The following is a 17204-nucleotide window of genomic DNA, read 5'->3' as shown; positions in this document are numbered from 1 at the left end:
AAGGGCAACCTGATCCATGGTGGAAGTACGCCAGGCCCGGTATTTCGTCGCTGTGGCTGAGGAACTGCATTTTGGCCGCGCCGCTGATCGGCTCAAGATGTCCCAGCCGCCGTTGAGTCAGGCCATCCTGCAGCTGGAACGCCAGCTCGGCACGACTCTTCTGAACCGTTCCAGCCGCAGCGTCATGCTGACTGAGGCGGGGCGCATGTTCCTGGAACAGTGCCGGCTGCTTATCGCTGCGTCCGAACGCGCCCAGGAGGTCGCGGAGCGGGCCAGCGCCGGACTGGCAGGGATCCTGCGGATCGGCGCCGTGACGTCCGCGTTCAGCGAGGCACTGCCGCAGATCCTCCGCCGCTTCCGGGAATCGCACCCCCAAGTTGAGCTGCAGGTCCGGGAGATCGACACCCATCACGGTCGCGACGCGTTATTGCGGAGGGAGCTCGATGTAGCAGTGATCCGCCAGGCGGTCACCAGCCGCCAGCTGAACTCGCTACCGCTCAGGCGCGATCACTTTGTCATTGCCATGCCCGAGAACCACCGGCTGGCCGGCACGGAGGGTCCTGTGGACCTGGCCGGTTACCGTGACGATTCGTGGGTGTGGCTGCCCCGCCATATCTCCCCCGACTATCATGACGAGCTCGTCGCCGCCTGCCGGCAGGCGGGCTTCAGTCCCGATCCACAGCACTACGCCAACTCCATCCATTCCCAGCTCGCGATGGTCGAGTGCGGGCTGGGCGTGACCCTCGTCCCTGAATCTTCCGTGCAGCGGCAGCCCCGGACGCTGGTCTGGCGCGAACTCAGGAAACGCGTCGATCTCGTAGAACTGTCTGTAGTCAGCCGCACCGGCGGTCAGGGACCGTTGGTCGATCACTTCATCGCCTGCGCCCGTGCCGCCGGCTGACTAGGGACCGCGGCAAATGGTCCCACCGAGGACGGCTGACGTTGGGAACAGGATCCGGTTATCCCGTGTAATCCGGTAGTAGTGGAACTGGTGGCCATGTTCCCAATGCCCTGCTGATTCGTCCAGCCGATGGCCTCCATCTGATCCTCAGTCAAGGGTTCCGTCATAAGTGCATAGTCATACACGGGCACCGTCATGAGACGGTTACGTTTGAGCCTGCCAGGGGATGGGGGCTTCGATCGCGCCCATATTGTGCAACGCTGGTTGCATGGATCTGGAGGTGTCGCCCGCGCTCACGATTCCCACGTCGGAACTCGGCTGGCGGTTCTCGCGTTCGTCCGGGCCAGGCGGTCAACACGTCAACACGTCGGACAGCCGCGTCGAGCTCTCGTGGAACGTCGGCGACTCAGCGGCGCTTTCGGACGGCCAACGGCTGATGCTGCTCACGCGTCTCGGACGACGTCTCGTTGCCGGGGCGATCACCGTGACCGTCTCCGAGCGGCGCTCTCAGCTGCGCAATCGCGAGATCGCCTTGGCCAAGCTCTCCGACCTCGTGGCAGAGGGTCTTGCTCCCGAAGCTGCTCGCCGCAGGGCGACCAAACCCACCCGGGGTTCGAACCGTCGGCGCCTCGCCGCAAAGGAACAGCGGGCGGCGACGAAACGGCAACGCAAGAGGCCGTCCGCCGAGTAGCACCGTCCAGTCGACAATTTTCAGCCGCGCGGAATTTTTCAAGCTGAACGGTACCAACGGGAGTTAGGCGGCTGACTGTTCGGTGATTTCCTTGGGTTGGTTGATCCACGCTGGTCCTGGGAGCGCGAGGATTTTGGGATCAGTGGTTGTCGTGAAGCGCTCGGGGTGTCTCGCGCGGGCTGCAGCGAGCGTTGCCGAGCGTTCTTTGGCGACGCCGGACGCGTGGCCGAAGTGGACGTTCGCTGGCGTGTGGAAGCCGATGCCGGAGTGCTGGTGGTGATGGTTGTACTAGTCCACGAAGCCGCCGATAAATGCTCCGGCGTCGTGGACTGAGGCGAAGCGTTCGGGGAATTCCGGACCGTATTTCAGGGTTTTGAAAAGCGACTCACTGTACGGATTATCATTCGACACCCGGGGCCTGGAGTGGGATCGGGTGACCTCCAGATCCGAGAGCAGCGCGGCGACGGTCTTGGACGTCATGGACGTCCCCCGGTCCGCGTGCACGACCTGGGGGATGCCGTGGATCCCGAAGATTCCCTTCATCATCTCCACGGCCAACACGCCCGATTCGGTGGCGTGGACGTGCGCGCCGACGATGAACCTGGAATGGATATCAACCATCATGTAGCAGTCGAAATACTTTCCCTTGACCGGGCCCGCGAGCTTTGTAATATCCCACGTAAACACCTGTCCAGGAGCCGTGGCCACCAGTTCAGGAACCGTACGGGGCGGGTGTTTGGCCAACCGTCGGCGTTCCTTGACCTGGCTGTTTTCCTCCAGCACCCGGTAAAAAGTCGACAGCGACCCCAGATAGGTTCCCTCATCCAGCAGCATGGTATAGACCTGCATGGGCGCCAGGTCCACGAACTCCGGTGAGTTCAGTACCGCCAAGATCTCCGCCCTCTCAGCGGCGCTGAGCTTGTTCTGCGGCACCACCGGCTCATGGTCCCGCGGCGGGGCCGGTTTGCGGTTCGCGGTCGTCCGGGAAACACCGGTCAATGATGCCGCCCGGCGGGTGGGGATCTTCAGTTCCAGCATCGACCGGTACGTGGCCATCAGCGTTGCTTGGACCGGGGCTCGTCCGGCATATCCTCTGAGGCGAACGCCTGTAGTTTTCCCATCAGCTCCAAGGCTGCCTCGGTCTTCTTCAACCGGCTCTCACTCACCTCTAACTGGCGGCCAAACGCGCGTTCTCGGCCTGGTCCGCCGACAGCTTTCCGATCGATTCGCCGGCCTTCTTCCCGGCCAGGACACCGGCGTCACGCAGCCGGCGCCACTCGGTCATCTGCGAGGAATACAGGCCCTCCGTGCGCAGAAACGCACCACCTTCACTGTTCTCGCACGCGTTCTCGTACGCGGTCAAAAACTCGAGCTTCTGGACCGGGGTGAACGACCGGCGAGGCCGCGGACCACCGGCCCGCGGTCCGGAAGAATTACTACTACTAGTACTACTACTCACAGGACTATCTTCGCGTACTGCACTCAAAACTGGACTGGACATGATTACTGGATTCCTGGCTCTCGCCCCACGCGATTAAACGGACTTGCTATGAGCCCCTGGTACCGTTCCAGCCTGACACGTAGGGGCGGGGCGGCGGGAGCGTGTAGATAGCGACCTGTTTGCAGTGAAATAGGTGGGCTTGGCGATGCCCAGCCCGACGAATGTAGAGGGACCCGACAGGTTCAACGTCCACACGTTAAAGCAAAAGCCCCATCTGCCGAGGGGGTTTTGTTCCGTTCCGGAACGTTGTGCCGAGGTGGGACTCGAACTGCATTCCGTCCACTGCAAACACCGGGAACTCCCGAAAGAATGCCGAATCCGGGCCCGTCCGGCCAAGGTACGGCCGAGTCCGAAGCCAAAGGTGTGGACAATGTACACACCCCCTTTTCGACCCCTTCGTCTCCAGTCGGCCTCCGCGACCACCAAACCACTGAGCGGCTTGGAGGGGTGCCAGAAGGCAAACCGTCTTGGACTTGCCTAGATGACAGGGCGACGAAACGTTCCGCTATCGGCGTTGAAAATACGGGAGTTCCGTTTGATGCGACAACTCCCGCATGTGGCTGAATTGACCGTTTGCGACGGCGGCCGGTCTCGCTGAGTTGTCCCGGACGTGCATTCATGGGTTATTCGTACGGTGCCGCGAGCGGGTCGTAGCCGGGGGCCGCGAGCAGTTTGTGGAGTTGGCGCCGCCGGACACCCATGTTGCCGCCGTCGAAAATGGGCAGCCCGAGCGCGTCCTGGAGGAGCCGGGCGAGGGGAAAGTCGTGGTTGTAGCGCGTCTATGTGCTCGAGCACTCCCGCCGCAACCTGCCTCAGCGGCTCAGGTTCCGCAGAAGGTCCGGTAAGGGCCGAAGCTTTCCGGGGCGGCAGCGGCGTAATGCTCGAGACCGGGCCGCTCGTCGAAGGGTGAGGCTACCGCGTCCATCAACCGTTCCAGCGGACCCGTGTTCCCGGCGGTAGCGGCAGTCAGGGCCTCCTCCACCAGGTGGTTCCGCGGGATGTAGACGGGGTTGACCCCGTCCATGGCGTCAGCATCCGGCGCCAAGGCGCGCCAGCGCCTTACCCAGGCATCGAACCCTGCCGGGTCCAGAACCTGGCCCCGCGCAGGTTCAGCCTGGCCGCGGGCGGCTTTGCCGAGGTGCCGGAAAAACGATGTGTAGTCCGCCCGTGACTCCTGAATCAGAGCCACAAGCTCGTCCACAAGAGGCGAGGTCACTTCATCGTCGAGCCCTTCACGGAACCCCAGTTTGGCCCTCATGCCTGCCGACCAGGCTTCACTGTACTGCCGGCGGAACTCGCTGAGTGCTTCCACCGCGAGGTCCACCGCCTGCTCCTGGTCATCGTGGAGCAGAGGCAGGAGAGACTCCGCGAGCCGGGCAAGGTTCCACTCCGCCACCACCGGCTGATTGCGGTAGGCGTAGCGTCCGGTCTCGTCGATCGAACTGTAGACGGCGGCGGGGTCGAAGCCTTCCATGAAGGCACACGGCCCGTAGTCGAGGGTTTCGCCCGAGATCGTCATGTTGTCGGTGTTCATGACCCCGTGAACGAACCCTACGAGCATCCACTGGGCCACCAGTGAAGCCTGGGCTGATATGACCGCTTGGAATAGTGCGAGATAACGGTTCTCGGCCTCCGCGACGGCCCGGTGGTGACGGGTTAGTGCGTATTCGGCGAGGCGGCGAAGGAGGCCGATGTCGCCCTTGGACCGGGCGTACTGGAAGCTGCCCACACGCAGGTGGCTGCTGGCAACCCGGGTAAGAACGGCGCCAGGCAGGAGCGTCTCGCGCTGCACGGAACGCCCCGTCGCGACGACGGCGAGGGATCGTGTGGTGGGGATGTTCAGCGCGTGCATCGACTCGCTCACGATGTATTCGCGCAGCATAGGACCGACCACTGCCTGGCCGTCGCCGTTTCGCGCAAACGGCGTGCGTCCTGATCCCTTGAGGTGGATGTCGCGGAGCTGCCCGTCCGCGTGCCCGATCTCGCCGAGCAGGAGTGCGCGCCCGTCGCCGAGACGGGGTGCGTACCAGCCAAACTGGTGGCCGGCGTAAGCCTGCGCCACCGGACTGGCCTCCGCAGGGATGGCATTGCCGATCAGCAGAAGCAGACCCTCAGGGCTCCGGAGAAAGGCCGGATCGAGACCTAGCTCGGTGGCGAGGTGCTCGTTGAGCACCAGAAGGTGCGGGTCGGGAGCCTCCTCCGCGCGCCAAGGAATGGCCATCTCCTTGAACTCCCGGGCGAAGCGGCCATCAAATGTGACGGTTGAATGCGCGATGTCACTCATCTATCAAGGATACGGGCGACACTGTCAGCAATGTCGCTTGGCCAGACCCTCTCGCCCCCGGGTTCCTGACAGGAGAGAATCGCCAACGACAAAGTTTTTGTCCACTGCGCTTGATCCGCCGCGCACGCAGCCTGCCGACGCCAGGTGGTCGCGGACTTCGATTCCATGGTGAGGGAGGCCCGGCACGAAGGTTGGTCGGCCATCCGTCCAACAAGGCGACTGACTGGAGCGGGTCGAGGTGCGGAAAGTCTTCAGCAAGCTAACCCCTGGGGGAGCTCTTCGACCGCGCATACGCATATTTAGCCCCCACTGCTAGTGGTGTGTCTCCAAAATAGTCTATGAGTGCTGGGTTAAACTGGGGATATGTCGAATCCAACTCCTGCTTTGGTGGTCTCCGATGGTCAGCGTGCCGCGTTGGAGGTGCTGTCGAAATCGCAGACGGCGTCCCATCGTGAGGTGCAGCGGGCACAGGTCTTGTTGTTGGCCGCGGAGGGGCTGGCCAATGAATCGATCGCGAAGGTCGCCGGGACAAGCCCGGGGACGGTGCGTGCGTGGCGGGCCCGGTTCGAGGATGAGGGCCTGGCGAAGCTGGGGAAGGTCCGTGCCGGGCGGGGCCGTAAGCCCTCGATTCCGCAGTCGAAGATCGATGAGATCGTTGAGCTGACGCGGAACTCCAGGCCGGAAGGGCATACGCACTGGTCGGTGCGGACCATGGCCGCGAAGGTCGGGGTGTCCCCGGCGCAGGTGCAGCGGATCTGGGCCGCGCGGGGGCTGAAGCCGCACCGGGTGGAGGCGTTCAAGCTTTCCACCGATCCGCGGTTCGAGGAGAAACTCATCGATGTGGTGGGCCTGTATCTGAACCCGCCGGAGCAGGCGATCGTGTTGTGCATGGATGAGAAGTCCTCGATCCAGGCCCTGGACCGCACCCAGCCGTCACTGCCGATGAAGAAGGGCCGGGGCGAAACGATGACCCATGACTACAAGCGCAACGGCACGACCACCTTGTTCGCTGCCCTCGATGTTGCCACCGGCAAGGTCATCGGTTCATGCCTGCCCAAGCACCGCCACACTGAGTTCCTGACGTTCCTGAAAACACTCGAGAAGGAAGTCCCGGACGGACTGGCCGTGCACCTTATCCTCGACAATTACGCGACACACAAACATGCCAACGTCAAGGCATGGCTGGAGAAACATCCCCGGTTCCACCTGCATTTCACGCCCACCTCCTCGTCCTGGCTGAACCTGGTCGAGCGGTGGTTCCGGGAACTGACGGACAAGGCCCTGCGGCGCGGAACGTTCCACTCAGTCCCGGACCTGATCACGGCGATCGAGGGATACCTCGCCGCCCACAACGATGAGCCCAAGCCCTTGGTGTGGACGGCGACAGCGGAATCCATCCTCGAAAAAGTCGCCCGCGGCCGCGTCGCACTCCAAACCGTCAAGCAAAACTGAGACACACCACTAGGTCTGACTCGGGTGGCGTTTTGACGTTCCCGAAGACTCGCGCAAAGGGTCATTGGTCTCACACTGACCGGGCCAGCGACATCATCCCCATCTGGCATACGGCATCGTCACCTGGTCGCTGTCCCGTATAACTGTCATCGCAGCGCTGTCGTCCCCGGGACGCTCTTGGAGTTCCAAGAGCTGAGGAAGGCCAGGGCCGCAGCCAATCCCGCACTTAGCACAACGGCTCCCAACCCCATCGAAACGGGCCATTCAATCTCTGACGCCAGGGCGAAGCCGGCCAGCTGGTTCCACGCAGCAGCGGTTCGGCAAACGCCTCGTTGAGTCGACGGCGCCTACCTGGTCCCAGCCCATGCCGGCCTTCGCGAGGGCCTTGTTCGCGGCCTCCACGGGGGCCCTTCAGACATCTCATGGCTGAAACGCGGAAACTCGCATGACCGGACGCCCGGGGTTTGTCGTCTGCTGATTCACCCGGCCGGGGTTTGGCTCCACTGTTCGTTGGCCGTCAGCGTGCCCTGACGCCTTACTCCTACTTGCCGATCGGGGATGCGTGGGCGGCTTGGAAGGTTCGGCGATAGGCGACCGGTGAGACGCCGAGTTCAGTCGCGAAGTGCTGGCGCAGTGAGGCGGCGGTGGCGAAGCCGACGTCACCCCGATCTGGTCGACGGTTAGTTCGCTGGATTCGAGCAGGTGGTGGGCACGGTCAATGCGCTGCTTGATGAGCCACTGCCGAGGCGGAAGGCCTGTTTCGTCGCGGAAACGTCGAGCGAAGGTGCGAGGGCTCGTGTGGGCATGCTGGCGCCCACCGGGAACACTAACGCTCCGGCCATCATGATCGCCGAGTGCGCCGCCGAGTTCATCACGGGGATTCCAGCCGGCCAGCAGGACTAACGCTCAGCATGGCAGGGCTAAGCGCGGAGATGCGGAGGTTCTTTAGTGACTTTCTCGATATCGGCCGCGGTGACTTCGATCAGCTGATGCGCCAAGTCCGCCAAGGCGCGTGCGGTCGCCAGCTCGTCCCCGATCTCGGGGACATCGGAATCTACCGGATTCAGCCTGGCCAACCCGACACCTTCCAGTTCGGCCCGGTTCTCGGCCCTCAAACGCGCCGTGGCCCGCGTTTGGTTTTCATGTTCGTCGATAACGATGTTCACCGACCAGCTCTTCTCTTGCATGGTGCTCGCCTCCTCGATCCGATTTCCACCATGCCAAGCTCGAGGCAAGCCGTCAAGGACCGCAAACTTCCCGCAGACCGTGAGCGGGCAGGTCCCAAGATCCAGATACAGCGACTGCCCGCCGGCCGGAACGGTGAAACGTGTACAGATCCTGGGAGGCGGTGGTCTCCAGGTTCCCCGCACCGGTGCCCGGCATACCGTTACTGATCCTGGACACGGTCACAGGGCTACGTGTTGAGGTCCCAGTGGACACGGATTGCCTCTGCAATCGGTCCAGCAGTGATATCGACTCGGAAAGCAACGGGCGCGGTCCCTGTCTCTTCGATGACCATGTCATGGTAAACACGGCCGCATGAGGGACACAGGGTGTAGAGATCCTCGTCCTCAGGCCACGTAGCCAGCCCCGCGGGCACTGGCGTGTTTCCGCCGATGTGAACGGGGGTGCCTTGTGAGTTGGCCTGAATCAATCCCTCCTTGCTGACGGTATTGCCGCATACGCAGGTGATGGTGGTGACGTCATGATCGATGACATCAGCGAATTCGGTGTCCATGATGAGCTCCCCGGCGTTGGAAGAAAGCGTTCTCTCGTAGATTATGCCTGCGGACCAGCTTATGGGGTCGTGCGCACCAACTAACGTCAGCCGTGCCGCGGGCTTCTGTCAACCAGCACAATGGTCTGCTGAAAATGACAGGCCCTTGGCATGGCCATCCTGTCACCCTCGTGACTTCGCTGACCCTAATTCAATACTCATGTCCGCAGACCTCATTCGGCCAATGCTTTTCGAGAGCCATTTCCGAGATCGGACCGGAGGCGCGGCGCCAGGGTTTTCGTTGAAGGCGCTGACCGCTTCCTGCCCGCTCGGTTGACGCCCGAACGGTGGGCATCATCGGCCCCCGGTGGGAGTGCGAAGCGTGAATCATGGAGCTCCTGGCGGCATGGGTCAGTCGGTGAGGTGACACAACGGCACCCGGGCACACGAGATCGATCGACTCCGCCAACGTGCGTTTAGAGGCTGCCGCCCACAGGGCCGTGCTCAGGACCGGGCCCGGTCGGCCCTGCATTCTGTGACGAACTCCTGCGGCGTGTTCTCTTCGACGATGCGGCCCTCGGTGTCGTCTGGGCAATCCGGCCATCTGTGACGCAACTCATGGAAAGTCCTTGACAAACTTGTACAAGTTTTTCCATACTGGGGTGGAAGAGTTTCAACCAAGCAACTGGAGGACTGATGTCGGCAAAACTCACGGACGTCGCGAAGCTGGCGGGCGTGTCCCTGGCAACGGCCTCGCGGGCGTTCAGCGATCCCGGCCGGCTGGCATCCGATACCCGCCAGAGAGTCATGGCGGCGGCTGAACAGCTGGGCTACGACGTCCCGGGACTCACGGGCAGCCGGACGTTCGGCGTCATTGTTCCGGATATCTCCAACGCCGTTTTCGCGGCCCTCATCAAGGCTATCCAGGATCAGGCGTGGCACGGCCGCCACCGCATGGTGCTGGCCGACACCGCCGAGTCCTCCTCCCGGGAGCGCGAGCATCTTGCGTCACTGACTACCGGTGTGGACGGCATCATCCTCTGCTCACCGCGTCTTCCCCCCGATCAGATCCACCAGCTTGCGGGCAATGCACCGCTGGTCGTGATCAACGGGGAAGCGGACCACGCAGCCCGCGTGCTGATGGAAGCGGGCGAAGGACTGCGCCAGGCCGTCGAGCACCTCTACGCCTTGGGCCACCGCAAGCTTGCCTACATCCCAGGCCCCGCTTCGTCGTGGGCGAATGGTCAGCGCATCGCTGCCATCAGCACCTTCTGCCAGGAGTGGGGCATCGAACTCGTCACCGTGGGAAACCAGAACGCAACGGTCGACGGCGGCCTTGCTGCGGCGGCATCCGTCGTCGCAAGCGGCGCCACCGCGGTGATTACCTACAACGACCTCGTGGCAATTGGAATGCTCGCCGGCGCCCGGACGCTCGGCTACCACTGCCCCGAGGACATCAGCGTCGTGGGTATCGATGACCTGGACATCGCAGCCGCGGCAGAGCCCGGCCTCACGTCGGTGAGGGTGCCGATCCAACGAAGCGGCGCACTCGCACTCGAACTCCTCCTCGAACAGGTGGCGGGAAAGCCCACGGCCACCGAGGCCGTCCACCTCAGTTCACAGCTCATAGTGCGCGGCTCTACCTTTGCCGCCCGTACCGCAGATCAAGCCCTCTAGGGAAAGTAACCATGAGAATCGTTATCGCAGACCCCAACCTGATGCCTCAGCGGGCCACACTTGAGGCGGCCCTTCCCGCCGGCGCCGCCACGTCCTGGCACGACAGCTGGAATGAACATGCCGTCCTGACCGACCTCAAGGACGCCGACGTCTACGTGGGCCCCCGTTTCACCGGCGCCATGGGAGCCGCGGCCCGCAACCTCCGCCTCGTGCACGTTGCCGGCGCAGGCTACGACGGCATCGACGCCGACGCACTGCCGGCCGGAGCGTCGTGCGCCAATACGTTCCATCATGAAGGCTCCATCGCCGAACACATCGCCACGGTCCTCGTGGCCCTCCGCCGAAACCTGCTCGGCCAGGACGCCGCCCTCCGCTCCGGGGTCTGGGCCTCCTCGGTCTACTCCCCGGAGATCCGCCAGCCGGAAACGCTCCGCGGAGCCGTGGTGACTTTCCTCGGATTTGGCCACATCGGCAGCGCCGCCTGGAACCTGCTGCAGGCCTTCGGCTCCGAAGGCATCGCCATCACCCGCAGCGGCACCGTGGACGCCCGGGCGAACTCGCTGCGCTGGGCCGGGACCACAGACCGGCTCGGCGATGCACTCAGCGAATCGGACATCCTGGTCATCAGCATCCCCCTCACCGCCGAAACCACGGCACTGGTCGGCGCCTCCGAACTAGATGACCTGGGCCCGGACGGACAGCTCGTCAACGTCGCCCGGGGTCCCGTGGTCGACGAAGCTGCGCTCTACGAAGCCTTGAAGGACCGGCGGATCGCCGGCGCCGCCGTCGATGTCTGGTACCAATATCCGGCATCCGACGGGCGGGGCGAACCCTCCGCGCTCCCGTTCGGCCGCCTGGACAACATCATCATGACCCCGCACTCCTCCGGTGTCACGGCAGAGACCTTCCGCGGCCGTGCCCTGGAGATCGCCGACAACATCACGCGCCTGTCCACGAACGAACCGCTGAAGAATGTAGTGATTTCCAGATGACCCGCAAAATCGTCGACGTCGACGTCCTCGTAACCAGCCCCAGCCGCAACTTCGTCACGCTCAAGATCACCACGGACGACGGCATCGTCGGCTGGGGAGACGCGACGCTGAACGGCCGCGAACTCTCCGTCGCCAGCTACCTTCGCGATCATCTCGCCCCCGCCCTGCTTGGCCGCGATGCGGACCGCATCGAAGACACCTGGCAGTACTTCTACCGCGGCGCCTACTGGCGGCGCGGGCCGGTGACCATGGCAGCTATCGGCGCCATCGACCTGGCGCTGTGGGACATCAAGGGCAAGGCCCTGGGCGTCCCCGTTTACCAGCTCCTCGGCGGCGCCGCCCGCGACAAGATCCTCACCTACACGCACGCCACCGGCTGGGACCTCCCCGAACTCCTGGACTCCGTGGAACAGCGCCGCGAACAGGGATTCCGAGCAGTCCGCGCCCAGTCGGGCGTTCCCGGCCTGGACAAGGTCTACGGCGTCACCAAGGGTGCCGCCAGCTACGAACCGGCCGGGCGCGGCGCCGGACCGGTCGAAGAGGACTGGGACACCTCTGCCTACCTGCGTCACGCCCCGAAAATCCTCTCCGCTGTGCGCGAGCACGTGGGCCCGGAGCTGAAACTGCTCCACGACGTCCATCACCGGCTCAACCCCACCGAAGCGGCCCGCCTTGCCAGGTCCTTGGAGGACGTGGACCTGCTCTGGCTCGAAGACGTGACCCCGGCCGAAAACCAGCGGCTGCTCCGCACGCTGCGGCAGCAGACCACCATCCCGCTGGCCATCGGCGAGGTCTTCAACACCGTCTGGGACTGTGAGCAGCTCATCACCGAACGGCTCATCGACTTCATCCGCACCGCCGTGGTCCACGCCGGAGGCATCTCCCACGTCCGCAAGATCCTGGCCCTGGCCGAGGTCTACCAGATCAAGGGCGCCCCGCACGGGCCCTCGGATGTCTCCCCGATCAACCTCTCCGCCTCGCTGCACCTCGGCCTGGCCACGAGCAACTTCGCCATCCAGGAATACATGGGCTACGACCCGCTGGTCTCCGAGGTCTTCCGGTCCAGCTTCCGCTTCGAGGACGGCTACCTGCACCCCGGCGACGAACCCGGCCTCGGCGTGCAGGTGGACGAACAGGCCGCCGCCCGGTTCCCGTACAAACAGGCGTACCTGCCCATCGCCCGGGAGCTCGACGGCTCCATGAAGGACTGGTAACCGTGGCCTCCTCCCCTGTTCCCCCACTGTCGGCGAGGACCCCCGGTATCCTGCGCCGACCCTCAGCCCCTGCCCCCGGCATCGTCCACCTCGGCCTTGGCAACTTCCACCGCGCCCACCAGGCCGTCTACACTGACGCCGCCATCACCGCCCATGGCGGCGACTGGGGCATCATCGGAGTATCCAGTCGCTCAAGTGCGGTCACGGACGCCATGCACGCCCAGGACATGACCTACACGGTCGTGGAGATATCCCCCGAAGGCTCGACCTTCTCCACGCCGCGCGTGCATTCGGATGCTTTCGTCGCGGCGCAAAACCCCGGACGCGTTGTCGCGGAAATCGGCGCAGCTACAACCCGCATCGTGTCCCTCACTGTCACGGAAAACGGCTACACCTACAGCCCCGCAACCGGCTCGCTGAATGTTGCTGACGCCGATGTACAGCACGACCTGGCCCAAGCCGCGGCCCCCCGCACGCCGATCGGCCAGATCGTGCGCGGCCTCCAGCAGCGCTGCCGGACGCACGGCGAACCGGTCACCATCCTTAGCTGCGACAACCTCGCCGACAACGGGCACCACACCCGCCGGCTTGTCCGCGAATTCACCTCACTGCTGCCGGCCGCCGAAGCCTCCGAGACACTTCAATGGATCGACGCTAACGTGACGTTTCCTTCCTCCATGGTGGACAGAATCGTGCCCGCCACCACCGACCACTACCGCAACCTCGTGGCGCAGCGGCGCGGCTACACAGACCGGATCCCCGTCCCCGCGGAGCCGTTCACAATGTGGATCCTTGAGGACAACTTCATTGCAGGCCGCCCGGCCTGGGAAGCAGGCGGCGCCATCTTCACCGATGACGTCGCGGGCTACGAGCAGCTCAAGGTCAGGCTCCTGAACGGCACCCATTCACTGATCGCCTACCTCGGCGCGCTGTCCGGTGCTGCCACGATTCCGGATTCCACGGCTTTGGACTACATCGAGACGGCGGCCCGGACCATCCTGCGGCAGGAATACCTGCCCAGCGTGACGGTGCCGGCCGCCGTCGACGTCGATGCCTACGAAGCCCAGCTCTTCTCGCGGTGGCGGAATTCGGCGTTGGGGCACCGGACCAGCCAGGTCGGCTCTGACGGATCCGTCAAGCTCCGCCAGCGGATACCGCTCCCCGCGCTGCAACTGCTGGACGGCGGTGTCATGCCCCACTATCTTGCCCTCACCACCGCGGCGTACCTTTCGTGCATCGCGCCGCTGCACGGCTTCAACCCGGGCATTCACGCCCATGAGATGCAAGACTCCGCCAGGGAATCACTGCAAAGTCTCGCTGCAGGGTCGGCCTCCGGCAGGGAGCTCGCCCGTAAGGTCATCGGCCAGCTCCATCTCCTGGGTGATGAACTCGCCACCCGCGACGCCTTCATCCACCGAACGGGTGAACTGATCGACATCATCCACCAGCAAGGACCCATGGCCGCCGCCCAGGCGGCGGCCGGGTCAACCGCCCTTCTTCCCGCACAGAGCCGGAGCATCCAATGACCGCGCAATCCATGCACCGCCCGGATCTACCGGCGCTGCCGCACACCACCGAAGCCGCCGTCCTGCACGGCGCACGTGACATCCGCATTGAGCAGAAACCCCTCAAGGCCCTCGGCCCGAACGACGTCCTGGTCGAGATGCGCTCCGGCGGCATTTGCGGCTCGGACATGCACTACTTCGCCGACGGACGCAACGGCACCAACGTCCTCCGCCAGCCCACGGTCCTCGGGCACGAAGGCGCCGGAATAGTCATCGCCGCCGGCACCGGGGCAAGAATTGCCGCGGGCACCGCCGTCGTCATCGAACCGGCCCTCCCCTGCCGGACGTGCCCCACCTGCCTTTCCGGGCGCTACAACCTTTGCCCCTCAGGTACATGCTTCGGCTCCCCGCCCACGGACGGCCTGTTTGCCCGCCACGTAGTGGTTCCCGAAGCGGCCCTCCATCAGCTGCCGGACACCATCCCGGCCGAAATCGGGGCCGCAATCGAGCCCCTCGCCGTCGCCGTCTGGGCCGTCGAACGCGCCCAGGTGGAAAAGGGCCAGCGCGTGCTGATCACCGGCGCAGGGCCCATCGGGCTGCTGGTCGCCCAGGTAGCGGCCGCACGCGGCGCGTCCGAAATAGTGGTCACGGACGTCAACGGCGACCGCCTGGCGGCCGCAGCGAAGTTCGGGGCCACCCGCACCATCAACACCGCAGCCACGGCCCTGGACCTGACAAACATGGACCGGCTGATCGAATGCTCCGGCAACACGAGGGCTCTTGCCGACGGCATCCAGACCCTGGCACCGGCAGCCCGTGCCACCGTGGTGGGCCAGGCCCGGCCCACCGTCGACGGCCTCCCGCTCGGCTTCCTCCAGCGCTACGAAATCGACCTCGTGACCGCCTTCCGGTACGCCCACGCGTTCCCGACTGCGATCGAACTCGCCTCCTCCGGGAACGTGGACCTCCGATCCATCATCACCAGCACCTATCCGCTGGCGGAGGCCGCGACCGCCCTGACCGCCCCCGTGACCGACCCCACCAACCTCAAAGTCCTCATCACCTACTGATCCACGCCCCACCGATCCACCCGGTCCCGACCGCCCCGCGGCCCGAGAGACCGTCCACGCAGCACATCCATTCAAAGGAGTATGGAAATGACAGCAGCACACCCCCAGCCCACAGCAGTCGACCAGAAAAAGGTGCGGAAGGCGGCCCTGGCCGGACTCATCGGCACCACGCTTGAGCTCTACGACTTCGTCATCTACGGGACGGCTTCGGCGCTGGTCTTCAGCCACCTGTTCTTCCCCAACATCTCACCGGCCGCCGCTCTGCTGGCCAGCTTCAGCACTTTCGCCGTCGGCTTCCTCTTCCGACCCCTCGGCGGAATCTTCTTCTCCCACTTCGGCGACCGTCTCGGCCGCAAGTGGATCCTCGTGGTGACACTCCTGCTGATGGGCGGCGCCACACTCGTCATCGGCCTTCTGCCAACATTCGATCAGGTGGGCGTCCTCGCCCCGGTCCTGCTGTGCGTCTGCCGTGCGGCCCAGGGTTTCGGGGCAGGCGCTGAGCAGTCGGGCGGCGCCACTCTGCTGACCGAATCGGCAGCACCGGGCACCCGCGGCAAGCTTGCCTCCCTGATCATGGTTGGCGCCGCGGCAGGCACCGCACTGGGAGCCCTCGTGTGGATCGCCGCACAGTCCCTGGCTCCAAACGACATGATGACGTGGGGTTGGCGCCTCGTGTTCCTCTCCAGCATCTTCGTCACCATCGCAGCGCTGATCATCCGCCGCAAGCTGGACGAATCACCCGTCTTTGAAGAAATCAAGCAGGCCCGCACTGAGCCCCCAGCGCCCCTCCGGGAAGTCGCGAAGTTCGGCAAGGCCAACGTCCTGCGCGTCATCCTGATGAATTTCGGCGTCAGCACGCAGTCCTACACCATCCAGGTCTTCATGGCCTCATACCTGATCACGGTGGTGGGCACCGACCCCAAGTTCATCCCGCAGGTACTTCTCATTGGCGCAATCTGCGGCGGCTGTGCAGCAGTCGGTTTCGGCATGCTCTCCGACAAGATCGGACGACGCCGGGTGGTTTCCATCATCACTGGAGCGCTGGTCCTTTTCCCGGCCCCCGCCTTCATGCTGCTCACCACAGGTTCACCCATCGCCATCCTGCTCGTGATCATCGTCGGATTCATGCTGGCCTGCCAGGGAGTCGTGGGCGTCCACATGAGCTACTTCCCGGAAATCTTCGGCAGCCGCTACCGCTACGCCGGCGTGACACTGGGACGTGAATTCTCCTCCATCATCGGCGGCGGCATCGCACCGATGGTCTGCGCCGGCCTCCTGGCACTTTTCAGCAACTCGTGGATCCCGGTGGCCATCTATATGTCCTTCGTCATGCTCGTTAGCTTCATCGCAACCCGGCTTTCGCCGGAGACCCTCAACAGGGACCTGACAGATCCCAACGACGCCGTCACCACCCGATTGCAGGTCAGGGATTCAGTCGTCGCCGGCGAACTGTTCGACGCCCGCGTCGCCAAGTAAAACCCGCCCGGCCAACTACTCCGAAGAAGGAACTCCATGCTGCGCCTCGATCAACAGGGCACCCTTTCCCGCCCGGCTCCGTCCGCCGTCCTCCGCGAAACCCGGGTGGTGGCCGTCCTCCGGGCCAGGCACGCCACGGAATATGCTCCGGTCATCGAGGCGCTGCAGCGGGGAGGCGTGCTCAGCATCGAACTGACGCTGAGCACGCCGGGAGCGTGGGACGAACTCCCCCGGCTCCAGGAACGATTCGGCAATGCCCTGGAAATCGGGGTCGGTACGGTGACCACAGCTGAGGAAGCAGAAACAGCCCTGGACCTGGGGGCCGCCTACATCGTCACCCCCATCACCGAGCCGGAGGTCATCGCCGCCTGCGTCCGGCGAGGCACGCCCGTCTTCCCGGGCGGACTCACTCCCACCGAACTGCACGCCGGCTGGAAGCTGGGCGCCACCGCCGTCAAGGTCTTCCCTGCGTCCACCGTCGGCGCGGGCTATGTGTCCCAGCTACGCGGCCCGTTCCCGGACCTCCAGGTGATTCCTTCCGGTGGAGTAGACGTCGAGGACGTTCCCGGCTGGATCAAGGCAGGAGCCCTGGCTGTCAGCCTCGGCGGACCGCTGCTCGGTGACGCCTTCAAAGGCGGAAACCTGCATGAACTCACGGCCAGGGCACGGCGCGTCCGCAGCCTGGCCGACCAAACAGCAGACCAGATCGGTGAAAACAAGTGAG

The 17204-nt window shown here is 64.6% G+C and carries 13 protein-coding genes and 4 pseudogenes; 10 read left to right on the top strand and 7 right to left on the bottom strand.

Features of this window, described 5'->3' with window-relative positions; translation table 11 throughout:
• The first annotated feature begins 16 nt into the window (after window positions 1–16).
• Window positions 17–901 (top strand): LysR substrate-binding domain-containing protein, encoded by an 885-nt coding sequence (locus ACQCSU_RS21340; protein ID WP_426977390.1) that lies wholly within the window; start codon window positions 17–19, stop codon window positions 899–901.
• A gap of 45 nt (window positions 902–946) precedes the next feature.
• On the opposite strand, the pseudogene ACQCSU_RS21335 reads toward ACQCSU_RS21340, so the two are convergent.
• Window positions 947–1125: pseudogene (locus ACQCSU_RS21335) on the bottom strand (FAD-dependent oxidoreductase); the annotation flags it as partial.
• 44 nt (window positions 1126–1169) lie between these two features.
• Between ACQCSU_RS21335 and arfB the strand changes: the two are divergent.
• The gene (gene arfB, locus ACQCSU_RS21330) at window positions 1170–1592 is read left to right on the top strand and encodes an alternative ribosome rescue aminoacyl-tRNA hydrolase ArfB (protein WP_426977388.1); all 423 of its coding nucleotides are present in this window, start codon (window positions 1170–1172) and stop codon (window positions 1590–1592) included.
• Window positions 1593–1655: 63 nt separating this feature from the next.
• On the opposite strand, the pseudogene ACQCSU_RS21325 reads toward arfB, so the two are convergent.
• Both ACQCSU_RS21325 and ACQCSU_RS21320 read right to left on the bottom strand, forming a co-directional pair.
• Window positions 1656–3051, bottom strand: a pseudogene (locus ACQCSU_RS21325) (DDE-type integrase/transposase/recombinase).
• Between the two features lie 862 nt (window positions 3052–3913).
• Window positions 3914–5377, bottom strand: coding sequence for a protein adenylyltransferase SelO (locus tag ACQCSU_RS21320; protein WP_426977386.1), 1464 nt, complete (start codon window positions 5375–5377; stop codon window positions 3914–3916).
• 363 nt (window positions 5378–5740) lie between these two features.
• Between ACQCSU_RS21320 and ACQCSU_RS21315 the strand changes: the two genes are divergently transcribed.
• Window positions 5741–6829, top strand: a complete 1089-nt coding sequence (locus tag ACQCSU_RS21315) for an IS630 family transposase (protein WP_426977385.1) — start codon at window positions 5741–5743, stop codon at window positions 6827–6829.
• A gap of 280 nt (window positions 6830–7109) precedes the next feature.
• On the opposite strand, the pseudogene ACQCSU_RS21310 reads toward ACQCSU_RS21315, so the two are convergent.
• The 4 genes and pseudogenes from ACQCSU_RS21310 to ACQCSU_RS21295 all read right to left on the bottom strand — a co-directional run.
• A pseudogene (locus tag ACQCSU_RS21310) lies at window positions 7110–7237 on the bottom strand (3-oxoadipyl-CoA thiolase); the annotation flags it as partial.
• Window positions 7238–7249: 12 nt separating this feature from the next.
• Window positions 7250–7576, bottom strand: a pseudogene (locus ACQCSU_RS21305) (hypothetical protein); the annotation flags it as partial.
• A 173-nt stretch (window positions 7577–7749) separates the two neighbouring features.
• Window positions 7750–8016: a DUF1876 domain-containing protein gene (locus ACQCSU_RS21300; RefSeq protein ID WP_426977384.1), complete on the bottom strand. Its 267-nt coding sequence runs from the start codon at window positions 8014–8016 to the stop codon at window positions 7750–7752.
• Between the two features lie 227 nt (window positions 8017–8243).
• Window positions 8244–8567, bottom strand: coding sequence for a hypothetical protein (locus tag ACQCSU_RS21295; RefSeq protein ID WP_426977382.1), 324 nt, complete (start codon window positions 8565–8567; stop codon window positions 8244–8246).
• A gap of 675 nt (window positions 8568–9242) precedes the next feature.
• On the opposite strand from ACQCSU_RS21295, the gene ACQCSU_RS21290 reads away from it, so the two are divergent.
• From ACQCSU_RS21290 to ACQCSU_RS21260, 7 genes are all read left to right on the top strand, one after another.
• Window positions 9243–10223 (top strand): LacI family DNA-binding transcriptional regulator, encoded by a 981-nt coding sequence (locus ACQCSU_RS21290; protein WP_426977380.1) that lies wholly within the window; start codon window positions 9243–9245, stop codon window positions 10221–10223.
• 11 nt (window positions 10224–10234) lie between these two features.
• On the top strand, window positions 10235–11215 hold the full coding sequence (locus ACQCSU_RS21285; RefSeq protein ID WP_426977379.1) for a 2-hydroxyacid dehydrogenase: 981 nt from the start codon (window positions 10235–10237) through the stop codon (window positions 11213–11215).
• Window positions 11212–12429 carry a D-mannonate dehydratase ManD gene (manD, locus tag ACQCSU_RS21280; RefSeq protein ID WP_426977377.1) on the top strand — a complete coding sequence of 406 codons (1218 nt, stop codon included), beginning with the start codon at window positions 11212–11214 and terminating at the stop codon, window positions 12427–12429. The genes ACQCSU_RS21285 and manD overlap by 4 nt, the downstream gene beginning before the upstream one ends.
• Window positions 12430–12431: 2 nt before the next feature.
• A complete protein-coding gene (locus ACQCSU_RS21275) occupies window positions 12432–13955 on the top strand; it encodes a mannitol dehydrogenase family protein (protein ID WP_426977376.1) in 1524 nt (507 codons plus the stop codon).
• Window positions 13952–15004 (top strand): NAD(P)-dependent alcohol dehydrogenase, encoded by a 1053-nt coding sequence (locus ACQCSU_RS21270; RefSeq protein WP_426977374.1) that lies wholly within the window; start codon window positions 13952–13954, stop codon window positions 15002–15004. Before ACQCSU_RS21275 ends, ACQCSU_RS21270 begins: the two co-directional genes overlap by 4 nt.
• A gap of 87 nt (window positions 15005–15091) precedes the next feature.
• Window positions 15092–16480 (top strand): MFS transporter, encoded by a 1389-nt coding sequence (locus ACQCSU_RS21265; protein WP_426977372.1) that lies wholly within the window; start codon window positions 15092–15094, stop codon window positions 16478–16480.
• A 36-nt stretch (window positions 16481–16516) separates the two neighbouring features.
• On the top strand, window positions 16517–17203 hold the full coding sequence (locus ACQCSU_RS21260) for a bifunctional 4-hydroxy-2-oxoglutarate aldolase/2-dehydro-3-deoxy-phosphogluconate aldolase (protein ID WP_426977371.1): 687 nt from the start codon (window positions 16517–16519) through the stop codon (window positions 17201–17203).
• Window position 17204 lies beyond the last annotated feature (1 nt).

This window comes from Pseudarthrobacter sp. O4, from assembly GCF_050157025.1.
In the GTDB taxonomy this organism is placed as follows: Bacteria; Actinomycetota; Actinomycetes; order Actinomycetales; family Micrococcaceae; genus Arthrobacter.
The sequence above is the reverse complement of the archived record's forward strand: the minus strand, read 5'-3'. Positions and strand labels throughout refer to the sequence as shown.